13 protein-coding genes and 1 pseudogene are annotated in these 17,914 nt (G+C 74.1%); 4 read left to right on the top strand and 10 right to left on the bottom strand.

The genetic code is table 11. The features are described from left to right. The first annotated feature begins 181 nt into the window (after nucleotides 1-181). Nucleotides 182-2,557, top strand: a complete 2,376-nt coding sequence (locus tag I3F54_RS16405; protein WP_240119525.1) for a chitinase C-terminal domain-containing protein — start codon at nucleotides 182-184, stop codon at nucleotides 2,555-2,557. Nucleotides 2,558-2,729: 172 nt separating this feature from the next. On the opposite strand, the gene I3F54_RS16400 is transcribed toward I3F54_RS16405, so the two are convergent. Beyond that, a complete protein-coding gene (locus tag I3F54_RS16400) occupies nucleotides 2,730-4,046 on the bottom strand; it encodes an ROK family transcriptional regulator (protein ID WP_240119524.1) in 1,317 nt (438 codons plus the stop codon). A gap of 171 nt (nucleotides 4,047-4,217) precedes the next feature. Between I3F54_RS16400 and I3F54_RS16395 the strand changes: the two genes are divergently transcribed. Then, nucleotides 4,218-5,432, top strand: coding sequence for an MFS transporter (locus tag I3F54_RS16395; protein WP_240119523.1), 1,215 nt, complete (start codon nucleotides 4,218-4,220; stop codon nucleotides 5,430-5,432). On the opposite strand, the pseudogene I3F54_RS16390 reads toward I3F54_RS16395, so the two are convergent. Together I3F54_RS16390 and I3F54_RS16385 are read right to left on the bottom strand one after the other, a co-directional pair. Further along, nucleotides 5,389-5,561, bottom strand: a pseudogene (locus I3F54_RS16390) (acyl-CoA thioesterase); the annotation flags it as partial. The gene I3F54_RS16395 and the pseudogene I3F54_RS16390 sit on opposite strands and share 44 nt — an antisense overlap. Nucleotides 5,562-5,683: 122 nt before the next feature. Then, nucleotides 5,684-6,814 carry a glycoside hydrolase family 6 protein gene (locus I3F54_RS16385; RefSeq protein ID WP_240119565.1) on the bottom strand — a complete coding sequence of 377 codons (1,131 nt, stop codon included), beginning with the start codon at nucleotides 6,812-6,814 and terminating at the stop codon, nucleotides 5,684-5,686. Between the two features lie 272 nt (nucleotides 6,815-7,086). On the opposite strand from I3F54_RS16385, the gene I3F54_RS16380 reads away from it, so the two are divergent. Next, entirely contained in the window at nucleotides 7,087-7,773 is a 687-nt protein-coding gene (locus I3F54_RS16380) for a DUF5995 family protein (RefSeq protein ID WP_240119522.1), read from the top strand. Between the two features lie 79 nt (nucleotides 7,774-7,852). Continuing rightward, complete coding sequence (locus I3F54_RS16375) at nucleotides 7,853-8,782, top strand: TIGR03619 family F420-dependent LLM class oxidoreductase (protein WP_240119521.1); 930 nt, start codon at nucleotides 7,853-7,855, stop codon at nucleotides 8,780-8,782. Between the two features lie 7 nt (nucleotides 8,783-8,789). Here the strand turns inward: I3F54_RS16375 and I3F54_RS16370 are convergent, their stop codons facing one another. From I3F54_RS16370 to I3F54_RS16340, 7 genes are all read right to left on the bottom strand, one after another. Further along, the gene (locus tag I3F54_RS16370; RefSeq protein ID WP_240119520.1) at nucleotides 8,790-10,502 is read right to left on the bottom strand and encodes an NAD(P)/FAD-dependent oxidoreductase; all 1,713 of its coding nucleotides are present in this window, start codon (nucleotides 10,500-10,502) and stop codon (nucleotides 8,790-8,792) included. A 66-nt stretch (nucleotides 10,503-10,568) separates the two neighbouring features. After that, nucleotides 10,569-11,357 (bottom strand): carbon-nitrogen hydrolase family protein, encoded by a 789-nt coding sequence (locus I3F54_RS16365; RefSeq protein ID WP_240119519.1) that lies wholly within the window; start codon nucleotides 11,355-11,357, stop codon nucleotides 10,569-10,571. A 173-nt stretch (nucleotides 11,358-11,530) separates the two neighbouring features. After that, nucleotides 11,531-11,905, bottom strand: coding sequence for a DUF742 domain-containing protein (locus I3F54_RS16360; protein WP_240119518.1), 375 nt, complete (start codon nucleotides 11,903-11,905; stop codon nucleotides 11,531-11,533). A 7-nt stretch (nucleotides 11,906-11,912) separates the two neighbouring features. Beyond that, entirely contained in the window at nucleotides 11,913-12,332 is a 420-nt protein-coding gene (locus I3F54_RS16355; protein WP_240119517.1) for a roadblock/LC7 domain-containing protein, read from the bottom strand. Continuing rightward, entirely contained in the window at nucleotides 12,322-15,090 is a 2,769-nt protein-coding gene (locus tag I3F54_RS16350; RefSeq protein ID WP_240119516.1) for a nitrate- and nitrite sensing domain-containing protein, read from the bottom strand. Before I3F54_RS16350 ends, I3F54_RS16355 begins: the two co-directional genes overlap by 11 nt. 215 nt (nucleotides 15,091-15,305) lie before the next feature. Further along, nucleotides 15,306-16,754 (bottom strand): HAD-IA family hydrolase, encoded by a 1,449-nt coding sequence (locus tag I3F54_RS16345; protein ID WP_240119515.1) that lies wholly within the window; start codon nucleotides 16,752-16,754, stop codon nucleotides 15,306-15,308. Between the two features lie 78 nt (nucleotides 16,755-16,832). Next, a complete protein-coding gene (locus I3F54_RS16340; protein WP_240119514.1) occupies nucleotides 16,833-17,912 on the bottom strand; it encodes an ABC transporter ATP-binding protein in 1,080 nt (359 codons plus the stop codon). Nucleotides 17,913-17,914: the final 2 nt, after the last annotated feature.

Genomic DNA, 17,914 nt, shown 5'->3' with positions numbered 1-17,914 from the left:
CCGCGTCCATACGAGGGATGAGTGTGGGGTGGCTCACAGCCCGTGCCGGCAGGACCCCCGCACGTGACCGCTCCGGGCAACAGGCGGCCGGGGAACCCTGGTTGAGATTGGTACAGACCTATTGACTCACTGGTCTAGTCCTCTCTAGGGTCTGCGGAACTTCCGTGGAGAGGAACCGACTGTGCTGTCCCCCTCACGTCATCGCCTCAGACCCGCCCTGTTCACAGCCGCCGCGGCCGTCGCCGGTCTGCTGCTCACCGGCCTCCCGGCGACCGTGTCGCACGCGGCCGACCAGGAGTCCTGCCGCCCGGACGGGTTGTACGAGACACCGGGTGTCGATGTGCCCTACTGCTCGGTCTACGACGCGTCCGGCCGGGAGAGGATGGGAGCCGACCACCAGCGCAGGGTGATCGGCTACTTCACCGGATGGCGTACCGGCAAGGACGGCGCTCCCGCCTATCTGGCCTCGGACATCCCGTGGGACAAGGTCACCCACATCAACTACGCCTTCGCGCACGTCGACGCGGGCAACAAGATCTCCGTCGGCGCCGACGGCCCCACGAACGCGGCCACCGGGATGACCTGGCCGGGCGTGGCCGGGGCGGAGATGGACCCGGACTACCGCTACCAGGGCCACTTCAACCTGCTGAACAAGTTCAGGAAGCAGCACCCGAACGTCAAGACGCTGATCTCCGTCGGCGGCTGGGCGGAGACCGGCGGCTACTTCGACGACAGCGGCAACCGGGTCGGTTCCGGCGGCTTCTACTCCATGGCGACGAACGCCGACGGCTCCGTCAACCAGGCCGGCATCGACACCTTCGCCGACTCCGCGGTCGACTTCGTCCGCCACTACGGCTTCAACGGCGTGGACATCGACTACGAGTACCCGACGTCCATGAAGGACGCGGGCAACCCGCTCGACCGGTCCCTGTCCAACGCCCGCCGGGCCGGTCTGGTCAAGGGCTACGCGGCGCTGATGAAGACGCTGCGCGAACGGCTCGACCGCGCGGGCGCGGCGGACGGCAGGCACTACCTGCTGTCGGTGGCGGCCCCCTCCTCGGGATACCTGCTGCGCGGCATGGAGACCTTCCAGGTCCAGAAGTACCTGGACTACGTCAACATCATGTCCTACGACCTGCACGGCGCCTGGAACGAGTACGTCGGCCCGAACGCCTCCCTCTTCGACGACGGCAGGGACGCCGAACTCGCCGCGGCGGGCGTGTACTCCACGTCCCAGTACGGCGGCATCGGCTACCTCAACGCGGACTGGGCCTACCACTACTTCCGCGGGTCGATGCCGGCGGGCCGGATCAACATCGGCCTGCCGTACTACACGCGCGGATTCAAGAACGTCACCGGCGGCACCGACGGCCTGTGGGGCAAGGCGGCCACCACCGCCTGCCCGGCCGGCTCGGGACTGACCAAGTGCGGTGACGGCGCCACCGGCATCGACAACCTGTGGCACGACCTGGACGCCGACGGCCGCGAGGCGCCCGCCGGTTCGAACCCGATGTGGCACGCCAAGAACCTGGAGAAGGGCATCGTCGGCGACTACGTCACCCGGTACGGCTTCCCCGCGGACACCACGCTGACCGGCACCTACGCCCGCGAGTACGACGCCGCGCTGGTCGCACCCTGGCTGTGGAACGCCCAGAAGAAGGTCTTCCTGTCCACCGAGGACGAGCAGTCGGTGAACGCCAAGGCCGACTACGTCGTCTCGCGGGGCATCGGCGGCACGATGGTGTGGGAGCTGGCCGGTGATTACGCCTGGAACGCGGCCAAGGGACAGTACGAGCCGGGCTCGACCCTGACCTCCGCGATGTACGAGAAGTTCAAGTCGGCCTCCCCCTACGGCGCGAAGCGCTCGACGATCGACCTGCCGAGCGAGGCGCTGGACATCGACGTGGACTTCGGCCGGTTCCCGCTCGGCGACTCCAACTACCCCATCAGCCCCAAGCTGACGATCACCAACAACACGTCGGTGACCCTGCCGGGCGGCACGGAGTTCCAGTTCGACTACGGCACCTCGGCGCCCGGTAACGCCAAGGACCAGTCGGGGTGGGGTACCACGGTCGTCCGCAGCGACCACACCGGGGACAACGTCGGTGGTCTGAAGGGCGACTACCACCGCGTGTCACTGAAGCTGCCGAGCTGGCAGACGCTGGCGCCCGGTGCGTCGGTGACCGTGGACTTCGTGTACTACCTACCGGTTTCGACACCGTCGAACTGGACGGTGGCGTTCGGTGGGAAGAGCTACGCGCTGGCCGGTGACCTGGCGCGCGGGACGACCGTGGTGGACCCGGTGACGGCCACGCCGGCACCGAGCCCCTCGCCCAGCACGACGGCGAGCCCGAGCCCGACGCCCACGGCGACCCCGACGCCGACGGGCGGGACGGGGAACTGCACCGCCGCGGCGTGGTCGTCGACCACGGTGTACACGGGCGGCGGCGTGGTGTCGCACCAGGGGCACACCTGGAAGGCCGAGTGGTGGACGAAGGGTGAGGAACCCGGTACCACCGGTGCATGGGGCGTGTGGCAGGACCTCGGGGCCTGCTGAACACGTCCACGGACCGGCCCGGCGGCGGTGACGACGGCCCTTGCCCGCCGCCGGGCCCCTCCACCACGCCGCGGCACGCCCGTGGCGGGGTGAGGCACGAGGCCCGCACCCGCACAAGCGCATGCGCGGCCCGTCGTCCCCGCTGCCCGGGCCGGCCCCCTCGGCGGTCGCCTCAGCGGTCGCCGGTGGTGAACAGGTCGTCCTGGGCGCGGTCCCGTGCGGTCAGCAGGGCGCCGCGCAGCACGGCCGTGCCGCCCAGGGCGGACGGCCGGACCTCGGTGGGCAGCGGGGACAGACGGCGCAGCCGCCGCTCGACGCGTTCCGCGAGCACGGTCCCGCCCGCCTGTCCCACCTCGCCACCGAGTACCACGCAGCCGGGGTCGAGGACGGCCACCACCGAGGCGGCGGCGAGGGCGACCCGGTCGGCGAGGGCGTCGAGGAAGCCGGCGGCGCCCGCCTCGTGCCCGCCGTGCCCCGCTGGCCCTTCCCCGCCGCGGCCCCGGCCCGCCGAAGCCTCACGGCGGTCCGCCGTCCCGTCCGGGTCCGGCTCGCGGGCCGGCGCGGCTCGGTGGTGCGGGCCGTCCGCTGCCCCGTCGTCCGCCGCCCGGCGCACGAGGGCCGCGGCGTGCGGTTCTCCTCCGGTGGCACGGACGGTGAGCCCGTATGCGGCGGCGAGGTCCGCGACGGCCCGCGCCCCGCCCAGGGAGTGGAAGCCGCCGCCGCAGTCCGTGGCCGACGGCAGGGTGGCCGTGCCCGGCACGGGGAGGAAGCCGATCTCACCGGTGCCGCCCGACGCGCCGCGGCGCAGCCGGCCGTCGAGGACCACGGCCGCGCCGGTGCCCCGGCCGAGCCAGAGCAGGACGAAGGTCTCGCGGTCGCGGGCCACGCCGTCGCGCTGCTCGGCCAGGGCGGCGAGGTTGGTCTCGTTCTCCACCCGGATGCGGGCCGCGGGCAGCCGCTCCTGGAGGGTGGCCACCAGCCGGCGGTGCCACTCGGGCAGCCCGGTGGAGTCGCGGAGCTCTCCGGTGGCGGGGTCGATGAGGCCGGGTGCGCCGATACCGACGGTGTGCAGCACCTCCGCGCCGGCCTCCTTGGCCACCCGCTCCACCAGGGCGACCGACTGCTCCACGGCGGGGCCCGTCCCCGTCTCGCCGCCGATCGGCGCGGACGCCTCCGCGAGCACCCGGCCGACCAGGTCGCAGACGACGACGGCGACACCCTCGGTGCGCACGTCCAGGGCCGCGAGGTGCGCCCGGTCGGCGACGATGCCGTACAGCCTGGCGTTGGGTCCGCGGCGCTGCTCGCCCGCCTCCCCCACCACCGCGACGAGCCCGGCATCCGTCAGCCGCTCGACGAGGTCGGCGACCGTCGGCCGGGACAGGCCGGTCCGCTGCTTCAGCTGCCCCGCTGTCAGCGGGCCGTGCTGTTGCAGGAGGCGCAGGGCCAGCCGGTCGTTGATGACGCGGGCCGTGCTCGGTGATGCGGGCATGGGCGGATGATATCGCTATCCATCAGGAAGGGATCCTGATAATTTACGCGCGTCGGCACGGAAGCCGGTACAGGAACCGCGCGGGCCGGACCCGGGCTGTGTCCGGGCCGAAGCGCCGGACGCGCGGGGCGGCACGGAAACCCGGACGGCACGGTCCGGGGAGGGGGAATCATGGAGGCAGTGCCCTACGACCTGCGCGATGTGCGGCGGGCCCGGTACGCCGTGGCCGCCGTGTTCGCCGTGCACGGCGCCGTGACCGGGTCGTTCGCGACGCGGGTGCCGTGGATCCAGGACCACGCCGGGGTGAGTGCCGGTCAACTGGGGCTGGCCCTGGCGTGCCCGGCACTCGGCGCGTCCCTGTCGATGCCGCTGGCGGGACGGATCAGCCACACGTTCGGGGCCAGGAACGCGCTGCGCGGCCTGATCGCCCTGTGGACGCTGTCGCTGGCCCTGCCGGCCCTCTCCCCCGATCTGCTCGCCCTGTGCGTGGCGCTGTTCGCCTTCGGGGCCACCGCGGGCATGGCGGACGTGGCGATGAACGCGCTCGGTGTCGAGGTCGAGAACCGCCTCGGCCGCTCGATCATGTCCGGACTCCACGGCATGTGGAGCGCGGGTGCCCTGATCGGTTCGGCCGCGGGGACACTCGCCGCCCACCTGGGATCCGACGCCCGGCTGCACCACGCGCTGGCGGCCGTGGTCCTGACCGCCGTCGGCGTGGGGGCCTGCACCTGGGTGCTGGACCTGCAGCCGGCCGAGGACGAGGACCCGCCGCCGCGGTTCGCGCTGCCGCCGAGGTCCGCGCTGCTGATCGGCGCGGTCGGGTTCTGCGCGGTGTTCGCCGAGGGCGCGAGCCTGGACTGGTCGGCGGTGTACCTGCGCGACCGCCTGGCGACCTCGGCGGGGCTCGCGGCGGCGTGCACCACGTCCTTCACGCTCACCATGGCCGTGGCGCGGATCGCGGGCGACCGGGTGGTGGACCGCTACGGCTCGGTGCGCACGGTGCGCGCGGGCGGTGTCCTCGCCGTGCTCGGCGGTCTGCTCATCGTCGTCTCGCGCCATCCGGCGGTGGCGATGACCGGCTTCGCGCTGGTGGGTCTCGGGATCGCGGTCGTCGTACCGCTGTGTTTCGCCGCGGCGGGCCGCAGCGGCCCCCAGCCCAGTCAGGCCATCGCCGGCGTCGCCACCATCACCTACACCTCGGGCCTGATCGCACCGGGCGCCATCGGCGGGCTGGCCCAGGCCACGAGCCTGGTGGTCTCCTTCGGCCTGGTGACGGTGCTGGCCGGCGGGGTCGCCGCGTTCGCGGGTGTGCTGGGGGCGGGTGACCGGGACCGGCCGAAGATCAGGCGTCCGTCGGACGCAGCAGTTCCCGACCCACGGTCCTGAACTCCTCGCTCCACGGCGCCGGGCGCAGCGTGACCGGGTCGAGCCGGACCAGTACCCGGTGCCACGCGCGTAGGTGGTGGCGCCGTCGGCCGGGCAGGGGCGGCAGCCGTAGGTGAGCCCGATGGAGCCACCCGTCTCGCGACGCGGCAGCCGCTGCCGGACGAGGGCACGTCCCCCGCCGGCGCGGCGGCGCCGCGGACCCGGCGCGAGGACGGCACCGGGCGCCCCCGCGGCCGGAGCCGCAGGCCGGCTCAGCGCGCCAGGTCGTAGGCGTACGACGCGCTGAACGTGCCCGGCTCACCCCGGCAGCCGTCCGACTCCCCCGGCAGCTTCACCCACAGGTAGGCGTCGATGCGCGCCTCGCCGGTGTCCAGCGTCGGAGTGCGTCCGAGGCCGCGGCCCGCCGGGTCGCACCACGCGCCGTCCGGCGGGGCGCCGTTGCCGTTGCGGCTGGTGTCGATCACCGCGCCGAGCCCGGCGGGGCCGCCGAGGGCGTCGAGGACGTCGCGGTCGTAGGCGATCTCGTCGGCCGTGCGGTGGAAGTTGGAGACGTTGCTGAAGATGCCGTCGGAGGACGCGGCCGAGGCCGCGCCGGCCTGGCGCAGCAGCGCCGCCTGCTGGGCGGCCGGGTTCCAGGCCGAGTGGCCGGCGTCGAAGTAGACGCGCGCCCGCCGGTCGGCGGCCTTCAGCACGCGCCCGGCCCGCGCGAGCGAGGCGAAGCGCTCGGCGCGTTCCGTGGCGGACAGGCAGTCGGCCTGGGCGATCGAGTCGGGCTCCAGGATCACCATGACCTCGCCGGAGCCGAGCCCCGCGGCGAAGCCGTCGATCCACGCGTCGTAGGCGGCGGTGTCGGGCGCGCCGCCCTCGGAGGCACCGCCGCAGTCGCGGCCAGGGACGGCGTACGCGACGAGGACAGGAACGCGGCCCTGGGCGGCGGCGCGCGCGGTGACCGCGCGCACCCGGGAGGCGATGGTCGCCCGGTCGTGGTCGGCGAACCACACCGCCGCCGGCCGGTCGGCGATCCGTGACCCGACCAGCGGCGCCCTCGGGTCGTCCCGGTGGGCGCGGACCCATTCGAGGGCCTGCGAGTCGGGATGGAGGTAGAGCCGGCCGGTCGGGGCGGCGCGGCGCGGTCCGCTCGTCCCCCGGGTCGCGGACGGGGTCCCCGGGCCCTCCTTCGGCGCGGACGGCGCCGGGGCCGTCGCGCTCGCCGAGGCCGGGGCCGGGGCCGGGGCGGGCGGCGGTGTCACGGGCGGTGTGTCGGGGCGCGGCGAGTCGCTGACCCGGGGACGGGCCTCGACCGCACCGCGCCGCTCGTCGAGCGCGGACATCATCCCGGTCACCGTGCCCACCGCCACCACGACGGACGCCGCCGCGACCATGGCATGGCGCCGGCCCGCCTTCCTGCGCTGCGCCCGCCGGGCGGTCGGCCGCACGCCACGTGAACCTGACACGGTCGCATCCCCTCCTCATCCCCGGACCGTTCCAGGCTCTCCCTGGCGCGTTCCCGTTCGTTCCCGCCGGATCCCGGCGCCGGCCTCCGCCCCCACGTCCCGGTGCGTCACTCTCCCGTGCGACAGGCGCGTTCCCCCGTTCCGGGGAAGCGCCGGGCCGCCCGCCACGCCGGCAAGCCTAGGGCTGGGACCCTTCCGGCATGGCGCAGTTGGAACAGTTCACCACTCCCGTCGACGCGGTGATCGCGCGGATGCGCGCCCTGGACGCCGCCCTTCCGGCACGGGACGGGGTCGCCGTCTTCAACCGTGTCTACCTCGCCGTGACGCAGGAGGTGGACCGGCGCATCGACGCGGGTGACTTCCCCGACGCGCGGGCCGCGATCGCACTGGACGTGCGATTCGCCGAACGGTACCTGACGGCGGTGGACACGGCCGGACGGGATCACCGCCCGCCGGCCTGCTGGCGCCCCCTGCTGCAGTTCCGCCGCCATCCCGGCGTACGGCCGCTGCAGTTCGCACTCGCCGGGATCAACGCGCACATCGGCCACGACCTGGCGCTCGCCGTCGTGGACGCCTGCCGAGTCCTCGGCTGCGCTCCCGCGGACCTGGAAGACGAGTTCGACCGGGTGGGCGATCTCCTCCTGTCGCTGGAGGAACGCGTCCGCGACGATCTGATGCCGGGACCCGACCTGCTGCAGATCGCCGACCCGCTCACCCATCTGCTGGCCTCCTGGAGCCTGGAGCGGGCCCGGGACGCCGCCTGGGCCGGGGCACGGGCCCTGTGGGCACTGCGCGAACTGGAGGACGTCGCCGCGGAGTTCACGGAACGGCTGGACGCCGCGGTGGGTTTCGCGGGACGCATGCTGCTCACCCCGCTGCCGGACTGATCCGGGCCCGACTGGCGCCCCGCGGGACACGTTGTACGTTGGCCGATGGGGCATACCGATCGCGAAGGAGCAATCCCTCATGGCCATCCGTCTCGGACTCGGTCTTCCCCAGCTGCGGCAGTACGACCTCGCCCAGGACGTCACCGACGTGGCGCGCACCGCCGAACAGATCGGCTACGACAGCGTGTGGGTGTACGAGCGGGCCCTGGTTCCGACCTCCCCGGACCAGGGCCTGTACGGCGTCCCCGGCCTTCCGTGGCCGGACTGGTACCGAGGCATGGCCCATCCGCTGGTCACCCTCACCCTGGCCGCGGCGGTCACCGAGCGGGTCCGCTTGGGCACCGGCATCCTGGTCGCCCCGCTGCACGGGCCGTTCCAGCTCGCCAAGGCCCTGGCCTCGCTGGACGCCGCAAGCGCGGGACGCGTGGTCGCGGGCCTGGGCACAGGGTGGTCGACGGACGAGTTCGCGGCCGCCTCCTTCCTGCCGTACGAGGAGCGCGGCGCGGCGCTGGACGAGGTGCTCGGCGTGTGCCGGGCGGTCTGGGGCCCGGACCCGGTCTCCTACGACGGCCGGGTCAGCACCATCGCGCCGGCCGTGGTCGGGCCCAAGCCGGTGCGCCCGATCCCCGTGCTGCTGACCGCCGGCAGCACGAAGGCGCTGACGCGGGTGGTGGACCACGCCGACGGCTGGATCCCGGTCGCCATGGGGGCCCGCGAGTACGCCGCCGGGTGGCGCCGGCTGCAGGACCTCGCCGCCGAGCGCGGTCGCAGCCGGCCGATCGAGCGGGTGCTGCGGGTGAACACCCTGTACGCGGCGAAGGCCTACGACGGCGGTGACCGGCAGCCCTTCCAGGGCAGCGCCGACCAGATCGTCGAGGACCTCGCGGCCTACGCCGAGCACGGCGTGGACGAGGTTCTCGTCGACCTCCAGACCACCCTCCGCGACGCCCGTGAACTCAGGGACGCCGCGGCGGAGGTGTACGAGAAGGCGCGGACCGCCGGTCTGTGAGCGGCGCTCAGTCCTCCGGCAGTTCCACCGGCGCGATCTCGTCGTACACGTCACCGGGGCCGGGGTTGGTCGCGTCGGTCGCTCCGCCCAGGTGGTGCATGACGCCCCACACCGCGTTCAGCGCGGTCTGCACGGCGCCCTCGGCCCAGCCGGCCGTCCACGAGATGTCGTCGCCGGCGAGGAAGACGCCCCGCTTGTCCGCGGGCAGCCGGTCCTGCATGAAGTGGGTGAACAGGCGCCGCTGGTAACGGTAGTGGCCGGGCAGGTTGGCCTTGAACGCGCCCATGAAGTAGGGCTCGTTCTCCCACGAGACCGTCACCGGGTTGCCGATGATGTGCTTGCGGATGTCGACGTTCGGATAGATCTCCGCCAGCGACTTGAGCATGACCTCCATCCGCTCGTTCGCGGACAGCGGCAGCCACTTGAGGCTGTCGTCGCACCACGTGTAGGAGAGGCAGATGACGGCGGGCCGGTCCGGGCCGTCGTCGAGGAGGTACGTGCCGCGGGTCATGCGGTCCGTCAGGGTCATCGACATGACGTCCCTGCCGGTCGGGTTGCCCTGGTCGTCCACGGCCTCGTCCAGCCAGAACGGCCGGTCGACGGGGACGAACAGCTTCGAGGACTCCATGTAGTGGGTGCGCTCGATGGCGGTCCAGTGGTCGATGGGGAACAGCGAGTCGTCACACTCGATCTTCGACAGCAGCATCCAGGACTGGGCGGTGAAGATCGCCGCCGGATAGGTACGGATGTCGCCGCGCGCGTCCGTCACGGTGATGCGGTTGCCGGCGGTGCGGTTCAGCCGCGTCACGGCGGGCAGCGGCTTGCCGCCCTCGTGGAGCCCGGCGAGCGAGGTGCCGTACGCCCAGTGGACGATCTTCTCCGGCTCCCGCTCCCACAGGCGCAGCGGCAGCTGCTGGGAGCCGCCGACGATACCGCGGTGGTGGTCGTCGGCCTCGGTGTAGACGACGCGGAGGATCTCCAGGATGGAGTTGGGGAAGTCGGTGTCCCAGCCGCCGGTGCCGAAGCCGACCTGGCCGAAGATCTCGCGGTGCCGGAAGGACTTGAACGCCTCGGAGTCGCAGAGGAACCCGTAGAAGGTCTGGTTGTCGAGCTTCTCGACCAGCTGCGCCCAGATCTCCCGGATGCGCGGTACGTCCCGCTCGCGCATGGCGCGGTTCATGTCGGAGAAGTCGGCGCCCTCCTCCAGGCACCGGTTCCAGGCCTCGGCCACGTCCCGGTAGACCTGCGGCAGGTCGTCGATGGTCTCGGCGTAGTGCGACTCGCCCTTGAGGTCGACGACGGTCGACGGGGTGGCCTCGGCGAGCGGGTTCGGGAACGGCCTGGTCTCCAGGCCCACCAGGTCGATGTAGTGCTGGAGGGCGGTGGAGGACGGCGGGAAGCGCATCGCGCCCATCTCGGCGGTCAGGGAGTCGTCACAGCCCTCGAAGCCGACGGTGCGCAGCCGGCCGCCGATCTGGTCGGCCTCGTAGACGACGGGCCTGAGGCCCATCTTCATCAGCTCGTAGGCGGCGACGATGCCGGACAGGCCGCCACCGATGACGGCGACCTCGGTGCCGTGCCCGGTCGCGGGGATCTGGCCCAGGCCCGCGGGGTGGGCGAGGAAGTCGTCGTAGGCGTAGGGGAAGTCCGGGCCGAACATGGTGATCGGCGGCTGCTGCTCGTCGGTGTGCTCGACGGCGTTGGGCACCGTGGACGTCATGGGGTACGGACTCCTTGCGCGAGGTGGAACGGGGGAGGCTGGGGACGGATCGGACCGGTCGGCGGCTCAGAGGAGGGAGCCGTACAGGCCGGGGCGGCGGTCCTGCAGGTACGGGTTCGCCTCCCGGGAGGCGGTCAGGAACACCGGGTCGACGTCGGCGAGGACGAGTTCCTCGGACCGGCCGGCCCGGGTGCGGGCGGTCCCGTCGGGGCCCGCGAGCGTGGAGAGGCCGACGAACTCGAACGTGCCCTCGGGACCGACCCGGTTGACGTACGCGATGTACATCTGGTTCTCGAACGCCCGGACGGGGACGAGTGACTCGGCGACGAACTGGAAGGGGTGCATCTGCGCCGTCGGCACGAGGAGGAGGTCGGTGCCCGCCAGGGCGTGGGCGCGGACGTTCTCCGGGAACTCGACGTCGTAGCAGATGATGATCCCGACCGTGAGGCCGCCCAGCTCGGCCTGGACGACCGGCTGCTCGCCCGGGGTGAAGTGGTCGCGCTCGAAGCCGCCGAAGAGGTGGGTCTTGCGGTAGTTCGCCAGGCGGCTTCCGCCGGCGGAGATCAGCTGGGCGGAGTTGTGGACCGTGTCGCCGTCGCGCTCCGGATAGCCGTAGGCGACCGCGAGGCCGTGCCGGCCGGCGATCCCGGCGACCGCGGCGGCGGCGTCGCCGTCGGCGGGCTCGGCGAGGCGGGCGATGTCGTCACCGATCGCGTAGCCGGTCAGGAACATCTCCGGCGCGACCAGCAGCCCGGCACCCGCGGCGGCGGCCCGGCCCGCGGCCTCGTCGAGGACCTTGAGGTTCTCGGCGGTCGAGCCGGGGCGGCCGGAGCTCTGGAGCAGGGCGGTGCGCATGCGTGTTCCTCACCGGTGACGGAGGGGTTCGGGGGACCTCCTAGACGGTACGGTCGGCCGGCTCGGCCGGACAAGGAGGAGCCGTTGCACACCGGTGAACGGTTCGTTGCGTCCCCGCCGGGTCCCGCGGTGATTCGTTGCGCGGCCCGGACCTGCGGTTCCGCGCACCCTCCCTACAGCTCCCGCAGGCGTGCCGCGATCTCCCTCAGCAGTTCGGGATCGGCGTGCGGGCCCACCGGTGCGCGGCGCGGCGGGTCGACGCGCACCAGACCGGCCTCGGCGAGGTCGCCGAGCAGGACACGGACGACGGTCAGGGGCATATCGGCGTCCGCGGCAAGCTCGACGACGGGGCGGGACCCGCCGCGCAGCAGCGCCAGCACGCGCGCCCGGGCGTGGTCGACGGCCGGCACGTCGTCCGCGGCGACGGCCGTGACGCACGCCATCAGGTCGAGCGTGAGCCGGGTCGAGGGACGGGTGCGACCGCCGGTCACGGCGTACGGACGGACCATCGGCCCGGTCTCGTCCTCGAACCAGTGCTCGTCGCTCACGACCGGTTCAGGCCCCGGGGGCCGAGCGGGCGGCGGCGTTCAGGTGGCTGCCGAGACGGCGCACCAGCAGGGCCATCTCGTGGACCAGCTGGCCGACGTCGGTCTGCGCCTCACTGAGCACGGCCAGCCGGCTGCCGTCACCGGCCGGGCTGACGAAGAGGTAGGCGTCGTCCAGCATGACCATGGTCTGGCGTACCCCGCCGGCGTCGAACCGGTCGCCGGCCGAGCGGCCGAGGGAGTGGAAGCCGGAGCAGACCGCTGCCAGGTGCTCGACGTCCTGCCTGCGCATGCCCCCCGTCCAGCTCAGCGGCAGTCCGTCGGCGGTGAGCAGCAGGGCGTGGCGCACGTGGTCGGTCCGGGCAACGAGGTCGTCGAGCAGCCAGCCCAGGTCGGTGCCGGGCTGCTGGTCGCTCTGGTCAGGGCGCATGATCGCTGTCCGTCTCTCTCTCGGTGTCCGCGGGCCCCCCGGTCGCGGCGCCGCCGGGCGCGTCGCCGCGGTCCCGGCCCAGACCGCGCTGGAACGCCCCGAGGATCGCCCGCATGTCCTCGGCACTGCGCTCGCGACCCGGACCCGGGTCGGCGGCCGGCGGATCGGTCCGCAGCCCGGCGACGAGCGAGGCCTGCCCGATCCGGGTGGGCAGCACGGACACACCGGCACCCGCGCCTTGCCCCAACCCGGCGACCGGGTCCTGCCGCCGGCTCCCGGCCGCGTCGTCGCCCTGCGTGGACCCGGGCCCGGTCCGCCGGTCCCGTTCCCCTGGCGCGGTCCGCCGGTCCCGTTCCCCGGCCCCGGTCGCCCCTGCCGCGTCCGGCTGGTCGGAGGTCGCCGTCGCCCGCGCGCCGCGCCCGTCTCCGGCCGCCTCGGCGGCCCTCACGCTCCCGGATCCGCTCCCGGCCCGTGGGGGGCTCACCGCGTCCGCGGGGTCCGCGGGGTCCGCGGGGTCCGTGCGCCGCGGTTCCGTCGCGGCCCGCGCGCCGTCCGGCGCTGTGCCACGGGTCGCCGGGGCGGTCCTGCGCCGCAGGGGCAGGACCGTATCCCGCGGGTGCGGGCCGGCCGACGGGTCGTCCGTGCTGCCGCTCGGCAGCGGTACCGGCCGCGGGTCGGCTGGCACGGGGGAAGGCCGGGGAGGGCCCTCGTGCGCCGGGGCCTCCTGCGCCGGGGTGGCGGGCGCCGCCTTCGCCCACGAGGTGTCCTCCCGGGCCCCGGAACCCGGGGCCGCCGGCTCGCCCGGCCCCAGCCGTCCGGGCATCCCCGGCTCGCCCGGCTCCCCCGGATCCGTCTCCGCGAGCACGGACGTGGGCAGGAGCACCACCGCCGTCGTACCGCCGTACGGAGAACGGCGGAGGGTGACCTCGATGGCGTGGCGGGCGGCGAGGCGGGCGACGACGTAGAGGCCGAGGCGGTCGTGGCGGGTGGGGTCGAAGTCGTCGGGGCGTGTCAGGGTGCGCGTGGCCTCGTCGAGCTGGTCGGTGTCGAGGCCGAGCCCGCGGTCGTCGATCTCCAGGACGAAGCCGGCGCCGACCCGCCCGCCGCGCAGGGTGACCCGGGTGCGCGGCGGTGAGAAGGCAGTGGCGTTCTCCAGGAGTTCGGCGATCAGATGGACGACGTCCGCGACGGCGTCGGCGGCGACCCCGACCGGGTCCATCGGCGGGACCTCGACGCGCGCGTAGTCCTCGATTTCGCTGACGGCCGCGGCGACCACCTCCGCGACGGGCACCGGGCGACGCCAACGCCGCCCGGGAACGTCACCGGAGAGGATGATCAGGCTCTCCGCGTGACGCCGCATGCGGGTGGTGAGGTGGTCGATGCGGAACAGCTCGCGCAGCATGTCGGGGTCCTCGGCGCGCCGTTCCAGGGTGTCGACGAGCTTGAGCTGCCGGTGCACCAGGGCCTGGTTACGGCGGGCGATGTTGAGCAGCACGGCCGACAGGCCGCGCCGCAGTGCGGCCTGCCGTACGGCGGCCTCGACCGCGGCCAGCCGGGCGGCGTTGAAGGACCGGCCGACCTGCCCGATCTCGTCGGCGCCGACACCGGTGCCGGCCAGCGGCGGCGCCTCGGCGACCGCGTCGACCTCCTCGCCCGCGCTCAACCTGCGCATCACGTCGGGGAGCTGACGGGACGCCAGCAGGTCGGCCGCGTCCCGGAGGGCGTCCAGGCGGCGGGAGACGCGGCGGGCACCGCGCACGGCGAGCCACAGCGACAGCCCCACCGCGGTGAGGCCCACCACCCCCACGACGACGGCCTTGGCGAGTTCCCGGTAGGCGAAGGCCCGGCCGCGTGCCGCGGAGTTCTCCGCGGCACGCGTGCACAGCTCCATGTACCGCTGGACGGCCCGGTCGGTGGTGCTGCGCCAGGTCCCGGCCGTGACGGCGTCGCCCGCCCCACGGGCGCCCGCCCTGAGCAGGGCGTCCTCACTGCGGACGAGGCTGCGGTGGAGGTCGTCGCGCTGGAAGTCCTCGAACAGCCCGCGGGAGTCCGCCGGCAGGTCGGGCACGTAGGTCCGCTCGAAGACGCGGCGGTCCTCGACGGTCGCGGTGAGCGCGTCGTACTGCCGGCCGGTGAGGCCGCCGGCGGCCTGGGCCCCGGCGACCAGCGCGTCCTCACGGGAGACGAACTCGCGGACCCGTACCAGCTCGGTGACGACCTGCGCCTCCCGGGCCAGCTGACCGGCCTGGAGCGCGGTGAGCGCCGACTGGACGTCGAAGCCGGGTTCCACCAGGTCGTCGTAGTCGTCCACGGCGCCGTCCCAGGTGACGGTGCGGGCCAGGACGCGTGCGCGCAGCCCGTCCAGCCGGCCGGCGGCGGCGGTCATCGCGTCGAGCACCTGCCGCTGCCGGCCGGTGAGGCGGCCGCGGTCGCCCCCGTCGATCGCCTGCCGCATGGCGTCGACCGCCCGATCGGTGTGCCGCTGCTGCGCCAGGAGCGCCGCGGGCGACGCGGTTCCGGGGTCCTCGCCCAGGTAGGCGGCCGACAGGCGCCGTTCGATCTGGATCTGCCCGATCGCGGTGTCCACGGGGGTGCCGAAGTCCTCGTACACGCCCTGGAGCCGGACGAGGGAGCGCAGTTCGCCGGTGACCGAGACCATCGCGAAGGCCCACAGGATCATCAGGGCGACCGCCGGGGCGAGGGCGAGCGCCACGATACGGGCGCGGACGGTGGTGAGGCGGCCTGAGGGCCAACGCATGAGGCACCTACCGGTGTTACCAGTCAGTAAGGTCGCGGAGGTTCGGCACAACCTACGGGATGCCCGTCGGCTCCCGCAATGGTTACCGCCGGTGACACCGCGACGTCACGGCGCGCCCCGCGACCGCCGCCGCGGTGCGGTGACCAGCAGCGCCGCCACCAGGTACGGCACCGCGAAAGCCGGTCGTGCGCCGGTGTGCGCACGACCGGCCCCGCTCACCCGGGCAGGGAGAACGTGGTGATCACCGCCGCGTGGTCGGACGGCCAGTCGTTGTCCGCGACGTCCGGCCAGGGCCGCAGGCGCCCGGTGACGAGCGTCCGCGAGTCCAGCACGGTCAGCCCGCGGTGCAGTACGAAGTCGATCCGGTCCTGCGGCTCCGGGCGCCCGCTGCCGTCCTCGTGCTCGGAGTGCACCGGGGACCAGGTGGGCCCCGGGTCCCGGACGGGGTCCGGGTGGGCCTGCCGGTAGGAGTCGCCCAGCCCCGCGTCCTCGGCGGCCCGGGTCACCGGCCAGGCGGCGTCCTGCCGGTCCAGGTGGGAAGGGCAGTTGAGGTCGCCGACCAGGACGACGGGGACCCCGGGGGCCCGTGACCGGCCGATCCGCTGCAGGGTGTCCCGCATCTGGGCGAGCCGCTCCTCCTCCTGCGCCGCGAGCTCCTCGGCGGGCAGCCGGTGGAAGGCGGCACCGTAGGGGCCGTAGGGCTCGGGGGCGAGGTGGGCGGTCCAGACGTCGGCCGCGCGGTCCCCGACCCGGACGCGGACCCCGGCCGCGCCGTAGAAGCCGACGTCCGGGTCGCCGAGGCGGTGCGTGATCGGGTGGCGGCTGATGACGCCGAGGTTCTCGCCGGCGCTGTGGTGGTGCCAGCCGAGGGCGTCGGCGAGCTCCTCGGCGGCGGTGCCGTACGTCTCCTGGAGGCCGACCACGTCGGCACCGGACTCCTTGATGGCCTTGATCTGCTTGGCCCGGTGGTCGCGGACCTTCGTGCCTCCGTACCACAGGTTCCAGGTCATGATCCGCAGCCGGTACGGCAGCAGCCCGCGCAGGCGCTCGGGGGTGACGTCGTCCAGACCTTCCAGGACGGTCCTGCCCGGTACCGGGTCGATCGGGGCGAGCGACGGCACGGCGAGCACCGCGCAGCCCGCCGCCTCGGCGGAGGCGACACCCGTCGCGGTGTCCTCGACGGCCACGCAGTGCGCCGGGTCCACGCCGAGGGCCCGGCAGGCGGCCAGGTAGGGGTCGGGCGCGGGCTTGGTGCGTTCGGTGTCGTCGGCGGTGACGGACACGGCGAAGCGGTGGGCGCCGAGCGCGGCCAGGACGGTGTCGGCGACGGCTCGGGAGGAGGCGGTCACCAGGGCGGTGGGCACACCCTCGCGGGCGAGGGCGTCGAGCAGTTCCAGGGCGCCGGGACGCGGGACGGCACCGGCGCGGACGCGGTCGGCGAACTGCCGGTGGAGCGTCTCGGCGAGCCGCGCCGCGGGCGTCCTCGTGGCCTCGGCCAGCCATGCGGCGGTGTGCTCGACGGGACGGCCGAGCACCTGCGGCCGGTCGGCCTCGGTCAGCGGCCGGCCGGCGACGTGCTCCACCACCTCCCACCACAGCCGCTCGGTGTCGACGAGCGTGCCGTCCATGTCGAACAGCACGGCCTGGAGCGGGAGTCGGGTCACGGTTGTCTCTTTCGGATGCGTACGTGGGGGGGGACCGTCGAGGACGGTGTACAGGACGGGGCGGGGGGCCGGCCGGGGTCAGCTGCCGCCGCGGTCCGCCACCAGCACGGGGCGGTCCGGCAGCGACACGGTCACCTCGGTGCCGGCGCCGAGGGCGGCCGCCTCGTGCGTGGGCAGGTCTGCCTTCACCTCCGTGCCGTCGGCCAGCCGCACCGTGACGCGGGTGGCGGCGCCCAGGAACGCCGTTGCGGCCACCCGGGCCCCGGAGCCCGCGTCGGCGCGGACACCGACGGCCTCCGGGCGCACCAGCACGTCCACGTCGGTTGCCGAGGGCACGGGGCCGTCGACGGGCAGCCGTCGGCCGAGCACCTCGACGAGCCCGTCGGCGAGCTTCCCGGGGACGCGGCTCATCGTGCCGACGAACTCGGCGACGAACGCCGTGGCCGGCCGGCCGTACAGCTCGGCGGGCGCGGCGCACTGTTCGAGCCGTCCGGCGTGCATCACGGCGACCCGGTCGGCGAGTGACAGCGCCTCCTCCTGGTCGTGGGTGACGAAGAGGGCGGTGATGCCCAGTTCCTGCTGGAGGCGGCGGATCTCCTCGCGGAGCGTGAGGCGCACCTTGGCGTCGAGCGCCGACAGCGGTTCGTCGAGGAGCAGCACCCGCGGGCGCAGTGCGAGGGCCCGCGCGAGGGCGATGCGCTGCTGCTGACCGCCGGAGAGCTGGTGCGGGAACCGCCGGCCCTTGTCGGCGAGACCGACGAGCTCCAGCAGTTCGGCGGCCCGGGCGCGGCGTTCGGCGCTACGGACCCCGCGCATGCGCAGCCCGAAGGCGACGTTGTCGACCGCGTCGAGATGGGGGAAGAGGCTGTACGACTGGAAGACCATCCCGGCGTCGCGGCGATGGGCCGGGACGCGGGTGACGTCCTCGCCGTCGACCAGCACCTCGCCGGAGTCGGGGTGTTCGAACCCGGCGAGCATCCGCAGAGCGGTGGTCTTGCCGCAGCCGGAGGGGCCTAGCAGGGCGAGGAACTCACCGGGCCGGACGGCGAGGTCGAGGCCGTCCAGGGCCGTGGTCGTCCCGAACTGCCGGCGCAGGCCGCGGAATTCGACGGAGGCCGCCTTCTCGGCGATCGTCTTCTCGGTGGTGGTGACGGTCATGG

The sequence above is a fragment of the Streptomyces sp. MUM 2J genome, assembly GCF_022414535.1.
Classification (GTDB): Bacteria; Actinomycetota; Actinomycetes; order Streptomycetales; family Streptomycetaceae; genus Streptomyces.
The sequence above is the reverse complement of the archived record's forward strand: the minus strand, read 5'-3'. Positions and strand labels throughout refer to the sequence as shown.

What these genes read in the sequence shown, in the direction of transcription:
- I3F54_RS16400 (WP_240119524.1), bottom strand. Translation starts at nt 4,046, where the DNA reads ATGCCCGCATCACCGAGCACGGCCCGCGTCATCAACGACCGGCTGGCC.
- I3F54_RS16375 (WP_240119521.1), top strand. Translation starts at nt 7,853, where the DNA reads ATGGCCATCCGTCTCGGACTCGGTCTTCCCCAGCTGCGGCAGTACGAC.
- I3F54_RS16380 (WP_240119522.1), top strand. Translation starts at nt 7,087, where the DNA reads ATGGCGCAGTTGGAACAGTTCACCACTCCCGTCGACGCGGTGATCGCG.
- I3F54_RS16385 (WP_240119565.1), bottom strand. Translation starts at nt 6,814, where the DNA reads ATGGTCGCGGCGGCGTCCGTCGTGGTGGCGGTGGGCACGGTGACCGGG.
- I3F54_RS16350 (WP_240119516.1), bottom strand. Translation starts at nt 15,090, where the DNA reads ATGCGTTGGCCCTCAGGCCGCCTCACCACCGTCCGCGCCCGTATCGTG.
- I3F54_RS16340 (WP_240119514.1), bottom strand. Translation starts at nt 17,912, where the DNA reads ATGACCGTCACCACCACCGAGAAGACGATCGCCGAGAAGGCGGCCTCC.
- I3F54_RS16365 (WP_240119519.1), bottom strand. Translation starts at nt 11,357, where the DNA reads ATGCGCACCGCCCTGCTCCAGAGCTCCGGCCGCCCCGGCTCGACCGCC.
- I3F54_RS16355 (WP_240119517.1), bottom strand. Translation starts at nt 12,332, where the DNA reads ATGCGCCCTGACCAGAGCGACCAGCAGCCCGGCACCGACCTGGGCTGG.
- I3F54_RS16395 (WP_240119523.1), top strand. Translation starts at nt 4,218, where the DNA reads ATGGAGGCAGTGCCCTACGACCTGCGCGATGTGCGGCGGGCCCGGTAC.
- I3F54_RS16370 (WP_240119520.1), bottom strand. Translation starts at nt 10,502, where the DNA reads ATGACGTCCACGGTGCCCAACGCCGTCGAGCACACCGACGAGCAGCAG.